The sequence below is a fragment of the Pectobacterium polonicum genome, assembly GCF_005497185.1.
In the GTDB taxonomy this organism is placed as follows: Bacteria; Pseudomonadota; Gammaproteobacteria; order Enterobacterales; family Enterobacteriaceae; genus Pectobacterium; species Pectobacterium polonicum.
Genome location: NZ_RJTN01000026.1, coordinates 1 through 16,751 on the forward strand (window position 1 = coordinate 1; position 16,751 = coordinate 16,751).

13 protein-coding genes are annotated in these 16,751 nt (G+C 53.6%); 5 read left to right on the forward strand and 8 right to left on the reverse strand.

Annotated features, from left to right (window positions below; genetic code table 11):
• The 5 genes from EDI29_RS19745 to EDI29_RS19765 form a co-directional block, all read right to left on the reverse strand.
• On the reverse strand, positions 1-4,220 hold a 4,220-nt coding region (locus tag EDI29_RS19745), incomplete at its 3' end, for an AHH domain-containing protein (RefSeq protein ID WP_137742239.1).
• Entirely contained in the window at positions 4,213-4,656 is a 444-nt protein-coding gene (locus EDI29_RS19750) for a DUF1795 domain-containing protein (RefSeq protein ID WP_137742240.1), read from the reverse strand. The genes EDI29_RS19745 and EDI29_RS19750, both read right to left, overlap by 8 nt.
• A gap of 28 nt (positions 4,657-4,684) precedes the next feature.
• A complete protein-coding gene (locus tag EDI29_RS19755) occupies positions 4,685-6,514 on the reverse strand; it encodes a type VI secretion system Vgr family protein (RefSeq protein WP_137742241.1) in 1,830 nt (609 codons plus the stop codon).
• Positions 6,515-6,642: 128 nt separating this feature from the next.
• Complete coding sequence (locus tag EDI29_RS19760) at positions 6,643-7,161, reverse strand: Hcp family type VI secretion system effector (protein ID WP_040033016.1); 519 nt, start codon at positions 7,159-7,161, stop codon at positions 6,643-6,645.
• Between the two features lie 103 nt (positions 7,162-7,264).
• On the reverse strand, positions 7,265-7,564 hold the full coding sequence (locus EDI29_RS19765; protein ID WP_137742242.1) for a hypothetical protein: 300 nt from the start codon (positions 7,562-7,564) through the stop codon (positions 7,265-7,267).
• A 219-nt stretch (positions 7,565-7,783) separates the two neighbouring features.
• On the opposite strand from EDI29_RS19765, the gene EDI29_RS19770 reads away from it, so the two are divergent.
• Positions 7,784-8,032 (forward strand): helix-turn-helix domain-containing protein, encoded by a 249-nt coding sequence (locus EDI29_RS19770; protein WP_395303349.1) that lies wholly within the window; start codon positions 7,784-7,786, stop codon positions 8,030-8,032.
• A 632-nt stretch (positions 8,033-8,664) separates the two neighbouring features.
• Here the strand turns inward: EDI29_RS19770 and EDI29_RS19775 are convergent.
• Positions 8,665-9,528: a LysR family transcriptional regulator gene (locus EDI29_RS19775; protein ID WP_241664974.1), complete on the reverse strand. Its 864-nt coding sequence runs from the start codon at positions 9,526-9,528 to the stop codon at positions 8,665-8,667.
• 161 nt (positions 9,529-9,689) lie between these two features.
• On the opposite strand from EDI29_RS19775, the gene EDI29_RS19780 reads away from it, so the two are divergent.
• Complete coding sequence (locus EDI29_RS19780) at positions 9,690-10,652, forward strand: AEC family transporter (RefSeq protein ID WP_137742245.1); 963 nt, start codon at positions 9,690-9,692, stop codon at positions 10,650-10,652.
• 69 nt (positions 10,653-10,721) lie between these two features.
• Here the strand turns inward: EDI29_RS19780 and narP are convergent, their stop codons facing one another.
• Positions 10,722-11,354, reverse strand: a complete 633-nt coding sequence (narP, locus tag EDI29_RS19785) for a nitrate/nitrite response regulator protein NarP (RefSeq protein ID WP_137742246.1) — start codon at positions 11,352-11,354, stop codon at positions 10,722-10,724.
• Positions 11,355-11,442: 88 nt separating this feature from the next.
• On the reverse strand, positions 11,443-13,164 hold the full coding sequence (narQ, locus tag EDI29_RS19790; RefSeq protein ID WP_193555681.1) for a nitrate/nitrite two-component system sensor histidine kinase NarQ: 1,722 nt from the start codon (positions 13,162-13,164) through the stop codon (positions 11,443-11,445).
• A 247-nt stretch (positions 13,165-13,411) separates the two neighbouring features.
• Here narQ and napF point away from each other — a divergent pair, with 247 nt between their 5' ends.
• From napF to napA, 3 genes are read left to right on the forward strand one after another with little or no spacing between them, the layout of a single operon-like run.
• The gene (gene napF, locus EDI29_RS19795; protein ID WP_137742247.1) at positions 13,412-13,948 is read left to right on the forward strand and encodes a ferredoxin-type protein NapF; all 537 of its coding nucleotides are present in this window, start codon (positions 13,412-13,414) and stop codon (positions 13,946-13,948) included.
• Complete coding sequence (napD, locus tag EDI29_RS19800; protein WP_137742248.1) at positions 13,945-14,265, forward strand: chaperone NapD; 321 nt, start codon at positions 13,945-13,947, stop codon at positions 14,263-14,265. The genes napF and napD overlap by 4 nt, the downstream gene beginning before the upstream one ends.
• Positions 14,262-16,748 (forward strand): nitrate reductase catalytic subunit NapA, encoded by a 2,487-nt coding sequence (napA, locus tag EDI29_RS19805; RefSeq protein ID WP_137742249.1) that lies wholly within the window; start codon positions 14,262-14,264, stop codon positions 16,746-16,748. Before napD ends, napA begins: the two co-directional genes overlap by 4 nt.
• Positions 16,749-16,751 lie beyond the last annotated feature (3 nt).

The window sequence follows — 16,751 nt, forward strand, 5'->3', positions numbered from 1 at the left end:
TTTGCTGCATTTTGGATCTGAGTCACTTGCTTTGAAATAGAACTCACAGATTGATTAAGATCTATTCTATCTAAAGCTCCGCGTATAGCATCTGTATATCCATGATGGTTACCCTGATGCCTCGCCATAGCACTCACACCGTCATCCACTTTCCGAAGAAAAATACCATTATTAGCATTATCAATATAATAGTTAATTTTCTTCAACGCAGGATGATTAGCTAGTTCCTTGGGTATTACATGGTGTGCCTGATAACCACTCCATTTACTAGAACGAGGCAATCCCATCCCCTGCATCATGTTCTTACCAAGAGTGGTAGAGCATCCAGCCAATCCAAACGGATCAATCCAATCAACTGGGTTATGAACATATCCATAATTATTATCACCCCCCAAAATACTGATCGGGTCTGGCGAGATATAACAACCACCGCTTGGATCATAATAGCGGAACCTGTTATAGCATAAGCTACTTTCAGCGTCACGGTACTGCCCCGCAAATGCCAATCCCGGATCAAGACTTTCAGTATTATCTGTATAACGCTGGCCCCATAAGTTGGTGCGCGGAGCCTGCCAGCGAAGTTCGCCTTGCGGATTAAAGGCTGCCTGCGGTTCACCATTATGGCCGCTGGTGACAAAATCCGTTTCCCAGTTCCCCTCCACAGTTTGGCGCTGCTGCACCAACAGCACCCAGCCGTTATGCACCCAGTGACGGCGGCTGATAAGCTGATTTTCACGATGATGCCGCACTTCGGCAATCTGGTCACCGTCCCACAGGTAGCGGAGTTCGTCCTGCGTTTGCTCACAGCGCTTGCCAATACGTCGTCCGAACGGGTCGTAGCGGTAGGACCAGCGCTCTCCTGTCGGTGTGTCCACGACCCTGAGCTGGTTGCGGCTGTCCCAGCGGTAGTGCCACACCTGCGGCCGATAGCCCGGCTGTACCACCTGTTTGCGTATCAGCCTTCCAGCCTTGTCGTACTGGTAGTGGGTGTTGTCCTGTTGGGTCAGTCGTCCAGCCTGCCATTCGGTCAGCCTTGTCGCGTCCTGCGGCAGCCCGCTACGGGTGTAGCGGTATTGCTCTTCGGTGTTAACAGTGCGACCTGCGCCGCCGCTCAGTACCGACAGGACCCGCCCGCTGGCATCGAGTTGATAGCCTGCGGCCTCGCGGTTGCGCCGGGTGCCGGTCAGGTTGCCTGCACCATCATAGAGGTATTCGCGGGTCTGTACCGGTTGCAGCCGACCGTCAACCGTCTGGCCGCTCATTTCCCGCGTCAGCCAGCCCATGGCATCGTATTCGCGCTGCTGCGTAAAGCCGCCATTGCTGTGGCGGGTAGATTCACGTCCAGCGGCATCATGCGCCAGCGTCAGCTCCGCACCGTCCGGTAACTGTACTTGCCGCAGTTCACCCGTCGCGCTGTAGCAGAAGGAACTGGTCAGTGCCGCGCTGTCCTCTTCTCCTTCCCAGTACAGGCTGCGGGTAACGGTGTGCGATGCCTCCTGATAGTGGCGCATCACTACCGAACCGCTGTTGTGCTCCTCTAGCACACGGTCGCGCTCGTCATACGCCAACTGGATATGACTGGTCGCGGACGTGACTTCAGTCAGCCGACCTGCCGCATCGTAGCGATAGTGCAGCATATCGTCTGGTGCCGTTTCTTTTATCAGTAATCCGCGCCCGTCGTACAGGAAGTGGCGGGTTTCTCCTTCGCCATTGCGAACGGTGATGCAGTGGCCGTCTTCGTCATAGCCGTAGTGGGTCTCCGTACCCGCCATGTCCCGTTCGCGGATAACCCGCGCATCGGCATCCAGCCACCACTGCCACTGGTTACCGTCCGGTGCCGTGACGCACACCAGTTGCTGGCTGTCTTTGTCGTACTCGTACTGCCAGGTGCGACCTGCCGCATCAGTACGTGATGTCAGCAAATCAAACGCGCCGTAGGTTTGTGCCCATACCGCGCCGTTGCCGTCGGTATAGTTCAGCAGGTTGTTGTGCTTGTCGTACTGGCGCTGCTCTTGTTTGTCATCTGGACGCAGCAGTTGCTCCGGCAGCTTCCAGCTTGCACGACGATAACCCAGCCGATAGGTTGAGCCATCCGGGCGCGTCCAGGTGGTCAGTCTGTCCTGCTGGTCGTAGCGCAGTTGCTGAGTACGGGATTCGGCATCCGTGGCGCTCAGCAGGCGCTGACGGTGGTCGTAAAACAGGCTGGCCTGTACCTGGCCGTTCTGGTCGCTGACTTCAGTCAGCAGGCCGTAGCGGTTCCAGGCAAAGCGTACTTCGCTGTTATCCGGTCCGGTCAGGCTCTGCGGGTTGCCCTTGCTATCATATTGCCATGCCCAGTTGCGCCCGAGTGGGTCAGTAATACCGATAAGCCGCTCATGGTCGTCGTAGGCGTACTGCCATTGGTGGCTGCTGCCGTCGGTGAAGGTGCTGACCAGTCCGGTATCATCCAGATAGGCAAATTCCACCACCCGGCCCGCCGGGGAGATTTCCCGCAGCAGGTTGCCTGCATCGTCATACTCATAGCGGGTGATATGGCCAAGCGGGGATGTCTCCCACGCCATCAGGTGCAGGTCATTGAAGCCATATTCACTGCGTTGGCCTAGCCCGTCAGTCATCACCACACGGTCGGCCAGGTACTCAAACTTCGCCGTCAGGTAGCCGTCGGCACAGGTGGTGTAGATGCACCTGCCTTGATGGTCATACTCATAACGCGCCCAGGTTTTGTCGTTGTCGTGCCAGCGAGTCAGACGATGATGGTTGTCATACTCGTAAAACAGGTGATAAGCATGAGAGGCATCTGCCTCTACCAGTCGGCCTTGTTCATCCTGACGGTATTCGGCCAGCACAGTTTTCTGACCACCGTCAATGCGCTGCACCTGGCGCAGGAACTCGTCCTGCCATACCAGCAGCAGCTCGATGCCGTCGCTGTGTTGTATCTTGCGCAGGTAGCCTTTGGGGTCGCGGAGAAAGTCGATTCGGTTCTGGTGGTTGTCGGTAATGGCCGACAACAGCAACTGGTCACCCTGTTTGACGGTAAAGGCACGCCAGGTCTGGCTGTCGCGGTGCCAGAGGTGAAAACCGTTATGCCGTCGCAGCAGCTTGAATTCGGGGTATTCGGCGCAGTACACCACGGTGGCACCGAGCCCGAAGGTGAAATCAATGTCATAGCCCTGTGCCAGAGTGATAGTGACATGGATGCCGCCATCATCCTGACTGACGGTAGCGACCTCGCTCCAGCTATCCTGCCAGCCACGGCCTAACAACCCAACATGTGAAGAGGCAGTACGATAGGTGCGTTCAAACACCAGCGGGATGGTCTGTCCCAGCGCCAGGTCGATACGATTTTCAATCACTTCACCGCAGGCGATATAAACCGGATCAGCCTTGAAAGCCGCTTTAGCATGAGAAAAACGGGCCAACCCTTTGCTGCGAATAAATGCTGTAGTCGCACAGCGTGTCTTTTGCGCCAGCCGTTTGCCTGCCCAAAGTGCACCAGCGCCCAGTCCTTTCATCACCGCTTTGGGGCCGCGAAAGAATAACTTCCCCAACCCGCGAAACAGGCCACGGGTCGGCGGTACCAGAAATTCCACCGCAATCAGCAGCGCTTTCTGCCAGCCGCTGAACTCGTCCTGTATCTCCAGTACGGTAGCCTGACCGGAGCCAAAGAACACCGTCGATGCCCCCTCCTTGATGGTGGCACCACACACGGTTTTATCACCAATCCGCGCCGCCGGATGACCGTTCACAAAGACAGTTTCACTGCCCTGTGCAATCAGTTGCGGACCGCTGTGTTTGGTGCACACCACGACATCGACTTCAGCACGGGAAACCGGACTCCCTTCCACCGACACATTCGGTGAACCACTGTCCACTTTCCCCGCAGGCGGTGAGGCGCTGTCCACCATGGCGGATACCCGACCACTGACCGCCGATATCAGGCTTCCCGCCCCCAGCACCGCCAGCCCACCGACCACGGCAATCGCCAGTCCACCGGTGACGCCCACCAGGGCAACGGCAACTGCCGCAACCGCTGCGGCGACCAACGCCCCGGCAACGGCACCGAGCAGCGCCCCCAGAAAGCTGCTGTGTTTGATAGGCTTGCCCGGCGAGGTCGGCGGCGAGCCGCTACCGGGTGTCGGTAAGTCGGGTGGCAGCGTGGGCCGATTGCCCGCGTGCATAGCGCCGACACGCGCAATACGGGCCAGAATTTCATCACGCATCGCCGCTCTCCATCCCCTCCGATGTGGCAGGTTCAGCAGCGTTGAATGTTTCGATCACCGCCAATAATGCTGTTTTACGATCATCACTCAGCACATCAGCGGCGGTAATGGTGAACGTCAGCAACAGGTTGCCACGCACCTGCATTACCACCACCTGATGCATCTGGCCTTCCGGTGACTGCCAGGTGTATTCCAGCGCCGGGGCTGGCGCGCCCGACAGTGTCAGTTCCCACGATTGCACTTCTTTATAACCAGTGAGATGGGTAGAAAACTGCTCCAGCGTTTTCTGATACACCCCCTCTGGCGTCTGACCGGGTTCGGTCGGGGTGCGGTTAACGACCAGGTTAGTGGTTTCATCCGGCAAGACAAAAACGTGCAGGGATTCATCGCGCCACTGCGCAGGAATGGCCAGGGTGCCTTCGTTCATCTGGTACATGTTCACGTGTCCTTGTTGTTCTTGTTATTCAGTTCAGGTCGATTTGCTGGCCATTGATGACAATGTGGGTACCCTTGATGTTGATGACCCCGTCCGCGCCGATACCAATAAACCCCTTGTCAGTGGCTATCAGGATGTCCCCCTTCTGCGACTGGATAGCGATGTTGTTTTTCACCTGAAGGCTGTCGTTGTCATCCACGACCGTGTTGCGGTTTTTGGTCACGGCGATACTCTGCTGCCCCTGGACTTCAGTGGACTGGTCTTTTACTACCGATACCGCCTGATTGCCACCGACGCTTTCGGTGTGGTCAGCGGTCACAGTCGTACTACGGTTATTCAACACCACGGTGTTCATGTCTTTCTGGGCATGGATAAACACCTCTTCCTGCCCGGCCTGGTCTTCAAAACGCAGCTCATTGAAGCCCGCCCCCTTATGCGTTGAGGTACGCAGCGAGGTACGTGTCTTGTTCGCTGGCAGTGGATACGGCGATGGATTGGTGGCATGAAAGGTTCTGCCCGTCACGATAGGCTGGTCCGGGTCGCCCTCGAGGAAGCTGACAATCACCTCATGGCCGATACGCGGGATGGCTATCAGACCGTACTGGCCACCGGCCCAACCCTGGCTGACCCGTACCCAGCAGGAGCTCTGGTCATTACTGGAGCCATAACGGTCCCAGGGGAATTGCAGTTTTATTCTGCCATATTCGTCACAGTAGATTTCCTCACCAGCGGGGCCCACCACGGTGGCAATCTGCGGACCATCCACCATCGGTTTGTACGGCAGGTCGGCACGCCAGGTGCTTTTGGCACTAATCACCTCGAAGCTGTTGCTGTAGGTGGTCGGTTCACCGCCGCTTTCTTCTTCCAGCGCCTGCGGCTGCTGCCCGTTGTGGGTGATGGCAACCAGTTGCCAGCCACTATTCAGCGTCGGATTAGGATGTTCGGTTAAGGTGAAACTGCTGCCGGGCATCAGCATAGCGGCATTGGATTCACCCGAGCCGGTCATGGCATTCGTGCGTAATGCATCCAGCCGATAGCCAGTGAAAGCCTTGCCGCTTGGATCTTGTTTGAAGCGGCCGGGGTAATCGAAGTGCTGGTAGCTTTCGCGCTGGTGCGCTAATTCGCCGCTCATCTTGCTGTGCAGCAGGCCGTAGGCGGGGGTTTTGAAGCTGTAATCCTTGAGGGTGACTTCGGCGGTGCTGACGGCTTCGGCATAGCGAAAGCGGCGGACATATTCACCTTCACTTAAGCCCTGCGTGGCGAGGTTGAAGAACAGTTCCGGGCCTTTGCTGAGCGCCCCGGCATCATCCGCAAAGACGACGCGGTGCTTGCCTTCTTCAAACTCATGGAAGAAGTACAGCCCTTCTTCCGCTGCCAGACGGGTGACAAACGCCAAATCACTCTCACGATACTGTACGCAGTATTCGCGCGGGGCGTGGTCGTGACGTAATGCAAAGGCATAATCGGTAATGCCAGACTCTTCCAGCAACGTACCGATAATGACTTCCGGCTTTTGTGCCTGAAAGATGCGGGCGTTGGTACGCAGCCCCAGCCGCCATAGTGCTGGGCGAACCTCTATCTGATAGCGGGTACGGCGAAAGCCGGTGTCGCCCTGTGCGAATGCACTGACAATGCCGCTGACACGGCGCTTCAGTTCGCCTTCATACCACACCAGCAGCTCACAGGGTTGGTCGAGTACCGTACCAAAATCAACATCCGGCAAGGTACTCGCCAGATTCAGCGACAGGGCAAACGGCTGGTTAAGTGCCTCGCTGAGTTGAAAATCCACCACGGCAAAGGTCGAGGCGGGCAATGCACCGACCTTTACCGTGAACTGTAATCCTGTACTGTTTGCCACGTTTATTCCCTCTATTCCCTCGTTTCCCGTGATGAAAACCGTGTTGTCTGCACTCAGGTCTGGAGAGTCAGACCTCAGGACAGTACACGCAGAAAACCCGGGACAAGCCCGGGTTGAATACAACAGAATTACGCTTCGACTGGTGCACGCCAGTCATCAGAACCAGAAGTACCGGCAACCGTGTGCTCCCAGTCAATTTTGCGGTAGGCCAGCGACACTTCGATTAACTGGGTGTAGTCCAGTTTGGACGGGTCCTGGCAGTGTGGCATTTTGCAGTCGATATCCACGATGGTGGCATCGGTCAGCACGGTAGAGAAGAAATGCTCCTGCTTACCTTCAACGGAGGTGCGATACCACTTCAGCGTTACGGTCGGCAGCATTTCGCCGGATGCCAGAGCGTTGTACATCAGCGGTACGGCTTTGTTCAGTGCCACGGTGAACTTGAACGGTTTGTGGACACGCTGACCAGACGGCTGACCAGACTGCGGGTCGGTGGGTACGGTGACGATGTGTTTGAATTCCTGTACCAGCATTTCATCTTCGTGGCCTTCCACATAGATGTTGCCGACAGAGTCAGAAGTGAAAGCACCTGCGGTGATATTGCCCTGCGTTTTACCTTCGATGCTGATATAGCATGGAGTTGGCATAGTCTTGCTCCTTGTTGTTGAACGTGATGAGTAACTTCACATCCCGTACAGCAATCCGTATGCCAACTTTTATCTAATTGTTTTTACTGTTAATTTACTTAACTCAAATTTTCCCTAAGCAAAATTTGAGCAAGAAGTTGCGCGGACCTCGTGAAAAAACGGCATCCATTGCGCAAAAAGTGATTTCCACCAGAAAGTGAGCAAGAAGTTGCGCAGAATGCGCGGTTATGCTGAAAATTTTACTTAACAACATGAGACAGCCGTCTCTTTCAAGAAAGTAATCGATTAATTTCTGTCTATCACCTTTATCAGGGCATTTATTGTCTGCGTCCTCATTGAAACTTGCAGATACAGAACCAGCCAATTCATCCACTATTTGATTTGAGAATGCTGCAAATTTCACTTATCTTAGTTATGCCTTTGGCAAAATCCATTGGCGGGGATTTGCAGCCCCAAACCATGTTTCCCATCAGCGTTCACGCGCTGGTGTGCTTGAGTACGTCTGTTATGGCGGTTCAGGCAGGGGAGGATTCGTCCTCGCCGGAACTTGGAAACATGGCCGGTACTGCAAACCCTGTCTGAATCGCCACCAGCAGTAAGACTCAGGGTTAATTCTATGACGATGAATAAGCAGGACTGGCACAACGCCGATATCATTGCAGGCCTTCGTAAAAAACACACCACACTGGCTGCTCTATCCCGACAAGCAGGACTCAGTTCTTCTACCCTCGCTAATGCACTAACGAGATCCTGGCCTAAAGGCGAACAACTGATAGCAGATGCACTCGGTGTAGAACCTGCAGAGATCTGGCCCAGCCGGTATTTCGATGACGATGGTAATAAACTAGAAAGAAAGACCAGAAATCGTTAATTCATGATGCTATTGATAAAAATTTGCTGACGAACCAAAAGTTATCCGCTTCGCCAGGGAAGCGGATAAAAAGCATAAATCTGTACACTATCAAGCAATATGCACTGGAAGTATCTGGCACTATGTCTAGCCCTAGCCAAAACAATTGTTCTTACTACCATGATGCTTGAGAGCATCGTTCTGCATAGAGCAACCTCTGGGTTGCTCTACCATCAATTTCCTGATGTAAGTATTCTCAACTAACTCAGTGATTCCCCTTCGCTTTGACAATCATTGCCTCTTTACTATGAACACACTACCTTACCAGAGCTGTTGTGGTAGAAACGCTTACTGAAAGCATTGCCGTAGCTTTAAAATAAGTCCATAATAAAGTCCACTACTCATGTTAGTAGTGAAATAAATCTTTTTAAATCAAAGAATCAGATACTGGATTTTAGTCCACTCGGTCGTACCAATTCATGTTCTGTAAATATTACCCTACGCCCGTAGGTTAATGAATGTGAGTTGAAATTTCCCTTACTCGTATCTTGTTAATTTCATCGACATCTATTATTTATTCATTCGTTTTAAGTCGAATGATTCAAGCCGCTACTGCTAGCTAATGCTGCCGCAAACCAAAATCCAGCTTCAGCCTATTGTGCCAACGCTCGTTCGATATAGCGGGTAAACTGTTGGTAGAGTTTCCCGGGGCGCGTCACGCTGAGTACAAGCTGAATCGACGGAACACTGGGAGCGCCGTCTTCTGGCCTCAGGACATATAACGCCTCGGACAGCGCACTCTTCGGCAGTAAACCAATCCCCAGCCCCTTTGCCGCTGCGCTACGGATATTATCGAAAGACCCACTCACATAAGAAAAGTAATACGGACGCCCGACATGCTCCAGCGCCGAAACCGCACATTTCCGAATCACACACCCATCAGGGAAAGTAACAAGGGGAACTTCATCCATTTCACTGAAATTCACCGCGCCGGCACTGACCCAGTGAAGAGATTCGACACGCAAAATTCTTTCTGCTTCAGAAATTAACGGCTGTCCCGCCATCCCTTTGAGGATCACAACATCCAGACGTTGCTGTGTAATCATCGAAGACAGCACGCTCGATGAAGCCGCCGTGACTTCCACTCTTAAACCAGGGTTTTCTTCAAGGCATAGCGAAATGATGTCGTGCAAATTCTTAACCTCAAAATCATCCGGGACGCCAAGTGCTATGCGGCCTATCATAGGAGACTTCTGCAATGCACCGATTGCCCGATGGGTTCGTAGCAAGATATCGCGAGCGGCGGGCAGCAACTGTCTTCCCTCTTCGGTCAATCCGAGGATGTGTCCCTGACGCCGCTCGATTAGGCGGCAACCGACATCTTCTTCCAGACGTTTCAAGCCAGTGCTCAGCGTTGATTGCGTCCGCCCCAGTTCTTCACCCGCACGTCCGAAACCACCGCTCTCCGCGATAGCAACAAAGATACGCAGTTGCTCCAACGTGATACCACGCCCCATTATCCGCTCTGCTTGCGCCCGCACTGTTATTTCAACCTCTTAAAACCATCGTTATTGATTAAATCAATTATGAATACATCATAATTCATTTAGAAACTAATGAAACACCTCGCAAAATCCAAGAGTCGATATCTTCAAAAATATAAAAAAGAGGCTCACCTATGTTCTTGATTGTCGTCCCCCTATTTCTGGTGATTTTCGTTGGCTACTGTTATGGAAAAGCAAAACCCGACAGCGGCAGTGCGGATAAATTAATCAACGATTATGTTCTGTATATTGCATTGCCAGCCTTATTGTTCATTGCCGTAGCGCATGCCGATATTGGCGATTTGAAACAGTGGAATTTTATTCTGTCAACGCTGATCGGGATCGCCGTGTCCTACATACTTGCTACATTGTTGGCAAAGCGTATGAGGGTCGACCTGCCCCAGTCTTCCATTCTTAGTATGGGCGCATGTTATGGCACCACGGGGTACATGGGCGTGCCAATTTTGATTTCTGTTTATGGCGAACAAGCAGCGCTACCCGCAGCGATAGCAACCATTCTGCACAATATCCCCGCAATCATGGCCGTAATTATCAGTTGGGATGTATTTTCTACACGAGCGACAGGCGCAAATACGCGACTGATTCACAGCGTGGGACGCTCGTCGCTGGCTACCGTGAAAAATCCATTGACGATCGCGGTGCTTGCAGGTCTGGCGTTCGTTCTGCTCGACATTCAGGTCCCCGTCGTCATCGAGTCTTTTGCGCACTTTCTGGGCAATGCTGCGGGCACCACTGCGCTATTTGCTCTCGGACTGGGTCTTGCCAGACTGAAGGTAAAAGAGCACCTGAACGTCACGGTCAGCAAAATAGTACTACCGATGGTTGTGTTAAAACTCGTGATACAGCCTGCCGTTACGTTCGCGATAGCCGTTTATGTATTCGGGATGGATGGATCTCAGGGGGTCTGGCTGGCAACGGCCGTGGTGATGGCCGCTCAGCCAATTGGCGCTGGTGTGTATGTTTTTGCCAAGAAGTATAACTATCAGCAGGATGTGATCGCGTTATCGATCATAGCCTCGCTACTGCTCACTTTCGTCACGATCCCTGTAATATTGAGCTTTTTCCCTCCTTCGTGAATAAGCGTCCGGGCTTCTGGAAACAACTCGGAAGCCCTATTTACAACGCCCATTTAACGTGCCAGCAGACTACTGGCCGCGAGTTTCCAGATACAGCACCGTGGCAGCAACGCGGGAGCGCACGTTGAGTTTGCGCAGCATGTTGCGGATATGCACTTTTACCGTCTCTTCTGAAATATACAGCACGCTCGCGATTTGCTTGTTCGATAGCCCTGAAGCCACTTCCTGAAGCACATCCAGTTCACGTTCCGTCAATACGGTAAAGGGTGACGGCGTTTCCTTTATGACAATACGGTGGCGCAACACATTGCGCACCTGTTCACTAAATGCATCACTGCTACGGATGGAATCCAATAAATGTTCCGGGGCGCTGTCTTTAAGCAGGTAACCATCAGCACCCGCGTCCATCAGCGCATAAATATCGCTCGGCGCATCCGAAACCGTCAGCACAATCACACGAGCGCAGATCCCATCACGGCGCAGCGCGTGCAACGTATCCAACCCGCTTAATCCTTTCATGTTGAGATCGAGCAAGATGATATCGGGAGAATCCCGATTCGCGAGGCTCAGCGCCTCCATACCATTGCTGGCTTCCCCAATCACGTTAAAGATGGCATCAGTTGCCAGTAACTGACGAATTCCCCGACGCATAAGCGGATGATCGTCGACGATCAACACGCGATAAGATGGTTTTTCTGACATGCCCAGCCCCAATGTAATATAGATCTATTATTTTTTATTTATGATTTATCCCTGTTATCTTTCAAGCGGCATGTGCACACCGCTCGAATTATTCAGGGTAGAGATTATTCGTATTGTCACGTTCACGCGCTGTGGTCGGCGTCGAAAAACGGACGCTAACCTGCGTTCCTCCTTCAGGATGGCGGCCAATAGATAACCGGCCACCTAAGCGTTCGGCGCGTTCCTGCATAATATTTAAACCGTAATGCCCCGCGGGTTCCTCTTGATTGACAATGCCGCAGCCGTCATCACGAATATCGACACAATGGCTACCGTCGGGCTGCGTACGACAGTTGACGGCAATCGACGCCGCCTGCGCATGTTTAATCGCGTTCAATACCGCTTCACGAATGATTTGCAGCAGGTGAACCTGCTGTGATGCATCCAGCGCCTGCGTAGGGATACGGCAATCGATATGAATCGTCGCCGGGGTCTGCGCCCGTAGCGGTTCAATCATTTCCTGCATCGCCGCAGGCAAATCAGCCTGTTGCAGCGTCAGCCGGAACGTGCCCAGCAGTTCCCGCAGTTGGCGGTAAGCATCGCTCAACGCCTGTTCAAAATCAGTGATGATCTGCCGAGCCTGCGCATTTTCTTGCGCTACTGCGCGCTTTAATAACGTCATCTGGATATTCAAGTAAGACAGCACCTGAGCCAGTGAGTCGTGCAGCTCACGCGCGATGGTGGCGCGTTCCTCCATCAGTAACAGCTGCTGGTAGTGCTTCTGCGCCTGATTAAAATAGAGGCCGCGCCCCAGCATATTGGCGACGCTTTCCATCAACTGTGCCGACGGCTGCTGCGTTGATGCCTGCCACCGCAACTGCCCAAATTCAACCTCTTGCAAACGGATGGGTAACGCCTGCCACGCAATCTGCGCGTCCGGCTGCCCCTCACATAACAGCCAGTTCTCCCCTACCCGCATTTCCAGGCAGCCGACCGTTTCATAGCGACGAACAATTTGCAAAATCTGCTGAAAGCAATGCCTGTCGATCGTACTCACATTCATCGCCTGAGAACAGTTGTACAGCACCTTCAACATGCGGTTCACTTCCTGCAAACGCAGCGTTTTCTGCCGTACCTTGTCTTCCAGAGAGCGATAGAGCTTTTGCAATTCGTCAGTCATGCTGCTGAAGGTTTGCGCCAGTAATCCCAGTTCGTTAGGCAGATTGACGTCCAGCCGCGAATGGGTAAAACGCCCTTTCTCAATGGATGCACAGGCCGCCATCAGCTTACTCAACGGCACAACCACCTGACGACGAATACGGCGCAGCGTAAAGAAGATCAGTATATAGATAGTGATCGAACCAATTATTGATGTCACAACCACTATCATCATCTTGCGTTCGGAATAATGTTGCAACGCCAGCACAAAGAGATCGATCTGCGTGACATAGCGAACAATATTGTCCTGATACCACCCTCTATCCCCTGCGCTCAGACGCTCGTCCATCATTTTCCAGCTCTGTAACAGCGCGGTATAGCGATCGTGTACATCACGCGGCACATACCAGCGATCCAACAGGTGAAAAACTGGGGAATCCAACGTTTGCGCATAGAGGTGACGATGCGATTCCAACGCTGTGCGGTCGCCCTGTAGGTCATATCCCATACGATAGCTTTGCATACGCATGGAGCCGGCAACGTTGATCGCTTCTGCATCGCGTAAACCGCTGGCTAACGTCAACAGCGCAATGCCTGTCGTCAGAAATGAAAGCACCGCAATATAAAAAAACGCGCGAGCCAGGCTGGTAGAAACAGGACGTTTGACCACCATGACGAATAATCTCCTTTGGCGTCATACCTACTCAAAATAAGTAGATCAAGCATTCAGCGTACTATCACGATCCCCGCGAGCTCAGACAAGCCGATAAGGCACGAATCCTACATAAGCTTGATCCGGCACCCCCATTTACCTCTAAAGGGTGATTATCGCATACAGCCTAGGGAGCATAGTGTAACCCCTATAAAAACAACGTGTTTTTTATTGGATATTTTATCGAGTGCCAGAGCGACAAACTGCCATGACGAATCTCTCCCGACGTTCCTTACTGACCGGTGGCCTACAGCGGACAGATAACGCGCTGCGTCCGCCGTGGAGTGGCGCTGAAAGCCATTTTCTGAGCCAGTGCACGCGTTGTAACGCCTGTATTGAAGCCTGCGGAACGCGGATCATTCAGCGAGGTTCGGGGGGCTTTCCCACCATCGATTTTCAGCACGGTGAATGCACGTTCTGCTACGACTGTGCTCGCGCGTGTCCACAAGCGCTGTTCGCGGAGAGTCACACCACGCCGTGGGAATATCACCTGACGGTTCAGGATGCCTGTTTATCGCTGCATCAGGTGGAATGTCGCAGCTGTCAGGATGCCTGTGAAACCGGTGCGATACGGTTTCGTCCCACCATCGGACGCGTTGCTGCACCGTCGCTCGAGGATGACGCCTGTACCACCTGTGGTGCCTGCATTTCCGGATGCCCTGTCGGCGCCATATCGATGAAAAAAATCACAGCGGGATATCACACCCCGCCAGCGCGTCTGCCGACGCAACAGGAAAACCGATGAGCACAGTCTGGCATGTTTGCAGTGTAGTGGTTCACGTCAACACGGCGCAGATGGCAGCCGTTGGCGAGACGTTAGCGACGCAACCCAATCTGGAAGTGGGTGCCAGCGATAGCGATACCGGAAAAATGGTCGTGGTACTGGAGTCAGATTCAGAAGACACGCTGTTAAAACACATAGCGTCAATACGCGAACTTACAGGCGTACTGGCGGTTTCGCTGGTTTATCACCAGCTTGATGAACAGCCTTTTGATGAACAATCTTTTGCTTTCGATGAACAACCTCTTGATCAACAAGCTCAGGGTGAGGAAATACTATGAAACTCAGTCGACGACACTTTATGAAGGCGAACGCTGTTGCTGCGGCTGCCGCGGTCGCAGGCATCACCATTCCTATCGCGGTTCGCGCCGCGACCGAGCAATCGGACGCTATCCACTGGGATAAAGCGCCCTGCCGCTTCTGTGGCGTAGGGTGTGGTGTGCTGGTCGGAACACAAAATGGGCGCATTGTCGCCAGCCAGGGCGATCCCGAAGCGCCGGTTAACCGTGGATTAAACTGCATCAAGGGCTATTTCCTGCCTAAAATCATGTACGGGCAGGATCGCCTGACTCAGCCTTTGCTGCGTATGCGTGATGGTAAATTCGATAAAGAAGGCGAATTTACTCCGATCTCTTGGGACAACGCCTTTGACATCATGGCGGAAAAATTCAAAACCGCACTGAAGGAGAAAGGCCCGAACGCGATAGGCATGTTCGGCTCTGGGCAATCGACGATTTGGGAAGGCTATGCCTCCGCCAAACTGTTCAAAGCGGGCTTCCGCTCCAACAATATTGACCCCAACGCGCGCCACTGTATGGCATCGGCGGTGGTGGGCTTTATGCGCACCTTCGGTATGGATGAGCCCATGGGCTGCTACGATGATATCGAGCAGACCGATGCGTTTGTGCTGTGGGGCTCCAACATGGCGGAGATGCATCCGATTCTCTGGTCACGAATTACCGACCGCCGCCTGTCGAGCAACAACGTCACGGTCGCCGTGCTGTCTACCTATCAACACCGCAGTTTTGAGTTGGCGGATAACGGTATGGTGTTTACGCCGCAAACCGATCTGGCCATTCTCAACTACATCGCCAACTACATTATTCAAAATAACGCGGTGAACGAGGCCTTCTTTACCCGCCACGTGAACCTACGCAGAGGCGTGACCGATATCGGCTACGGGCTACGTCCGACGCATCCATTGGAAAAAGCGGCGAAAAATCCAGGTTCCGACGCGTCCGAGCCAATGAGTTTTGAAGAATACAAAGCCTTTGTCGCCGACTATACGCTGGAAAAAACGGTGGCGATCAGCGGCGTCCCGGCCGACCAGTTGGAAGCGCTGGCAAAACTCTACGCCGATCCGAAGAAGAAAGTGATCTCTTACTGGACGATGGGCTTTAACCAGCACACGCGCGGCGTCTGGGCGAACAATCTGGTTTATAACATCCACCTGTTGACCGGCAAGATCTCTCAACCGGGCTGCGGGCCGTTCTCGTTAACCGGTCAACCTTCTGCCTGTGGTACTGCACGTGAAGTCGGCACTTTTGCCCACCGCTTGCCAGCCGACATGGTGGTGACTAACGAGAAACACCGCGCGATGGCGGAAAAACTGTGGCAGTTACCCGCAGGCACCATCCCTGAAAAAATCGGTCTGCACGCCGTCGCACAAGACCGGGCGCTGAAAGACGGTACGCTAAATGCCTACTGGGTGATGTGTAACAACAACATGCAGGCAGGCCCGAACATTAATCAGGAACGTATGCCGGGCTGGCGCGATCCGCGTAATTTCATCGTGGTTTCCGATCCCTATCCGACCGTCAGTGCGCTGGCAGCCGACCTGATTTTGCCTACCGCGATGTGGGTGGAAAAAGAAGGCGCTTACGGCAACGCAGAGCGCCGAACGCAGTTCTGGCGTCAGCAGGTTAAAGCGCCGGGTGAGTCAAAATCGGATCTGTGGCAGGTCGTGAGCTTTGCCAAACGCTTCACCGTAGAGGACGTGTGGCCGGAAGAATTGCTGGCACAGAAACCTGCCTATCGCGGTAAGACGCTCTACGACGTGCTGTTTGCGAACGATGTCACCACGCGCTTCCCGCTTAGTGAATTAGCGGAAAATCAGTTGAACGATGAGTCGCGCGAATTTGGTTTTTATTTGCAGAAAGGTCTGTTTGAAGAATATGCCGCGTTTGGCCGCGGGCACGGCCACGACTTGGCACCGTTCGATGCCTATCACAAGGTTCGCGGGCTACGCTGGCCGGTGGTTGACGGTAAGGAAACCCAGTGGCGCTATAGCGAAGGGCACGATCCTTACGTGAAAGCAGGAGAAGCCTACCGTTTTTACGGTAAGCCAGATGGTAAGGCGGTTATTTTCGCGCTGCCGTACGAACCTGCCGCCGAAGCGCCAGATGAAGAGTACGATCTCTGGCTCTCCACTGGCCGCGTGCTGGAGCACTGGCATACTGGCAGCATGACGCGTCGCGTACCGGAATTGCATCGCGCCTTTCCCGAAGCCGTGCTGTTTATCCATCCGCAGGATGCCAAAGCGCGCGATCTGCGTCGCGGTGAAAAAGTCCGCATTATCTCGCGCCGTGGTGAAGTCATTTCCGTTGTTGAAACGCGTGGCCGCAACAAACCGCCGCGCGGATTGGTGTATATGCCGTTCTTCGACGCCGCGCAGATGACCAACGTTCTGACGCTGGATGCCACCGATCCGCTGTCGAAAGAAACGGACTTTAAGAAATGCGCCGTCAAACTGGCTAAGGTGTAGAGA

Bases quoted from the DNA above. Each gene is read 5' to 3' on its own strand.
- EDI29_RS19750 (WP_137742240.1), bottom strand. From the start codon at position 4,656: ATGTACCAGATGAACGAAGGCACCCTGGCCATTCCTGCGCAGTGGCGC.
- EDI29_RS19760 (WP_040033016.1), bottom strand. From the start codon at position 7,161: ATGCCAACTCCATGCTATATCAGCATCGAAGGTAAAACGCAGGGCAAT.
- EDI29_RS19770 (WP_395303349.1), top strand. From the start codon at position 7,784: ATGAATAAGCAGGACTGGCACAACGCCGATATCATTGCAGGCCTTCGT.
- EDI29_RS19775 (WP_241664974.1), bottom strand. From the start codon at position 9,528: ATGGGGCGTGGTATCACGTTGGAGCAACTGCGTATCTTTGTTGCTATC.
- EDI29_RS19780 (WP_137742245.1), top strand. From the start codon at position 9,690: ATGTTCTTGATTGTCGTCCCCCTATTTCTGGTGATTTTCGTTGGCTAC.
- narP (WP_137742246.1), bottom strand. From the start codon at position 11,354: ATGTCAGAAAAACCATCTTATCGCGTGTTGATCGTCGACGATCATCCG.
- narQ (WP_193555681.1), bottom strand. From the start codon at position 13,164: ATGGTGGTCAAACGTCCTGTTTCTACCAGCCTGGCTCGCGCGTTTTTT.
- napF (WP_137742247.1), top strand. From the start codon at position 13,412: ATGACGAATCTCTCCCGACGTTCCTTACTGACCGGTGGCCTACAGCGG.
- napD (WP_137742248.1), top strand. From the start codon at position 13,945: ATGAGCACAGTCTGGCATGTTTGCAGTGTAGTGGTTCACGTCAACACG.
- napA (WP_137742249.1), top strand. From the start codon at position 14,262: ATGAAACTCAGTCGACGACACTTTATGAAGGCGAACGCTGTTGCTGCG.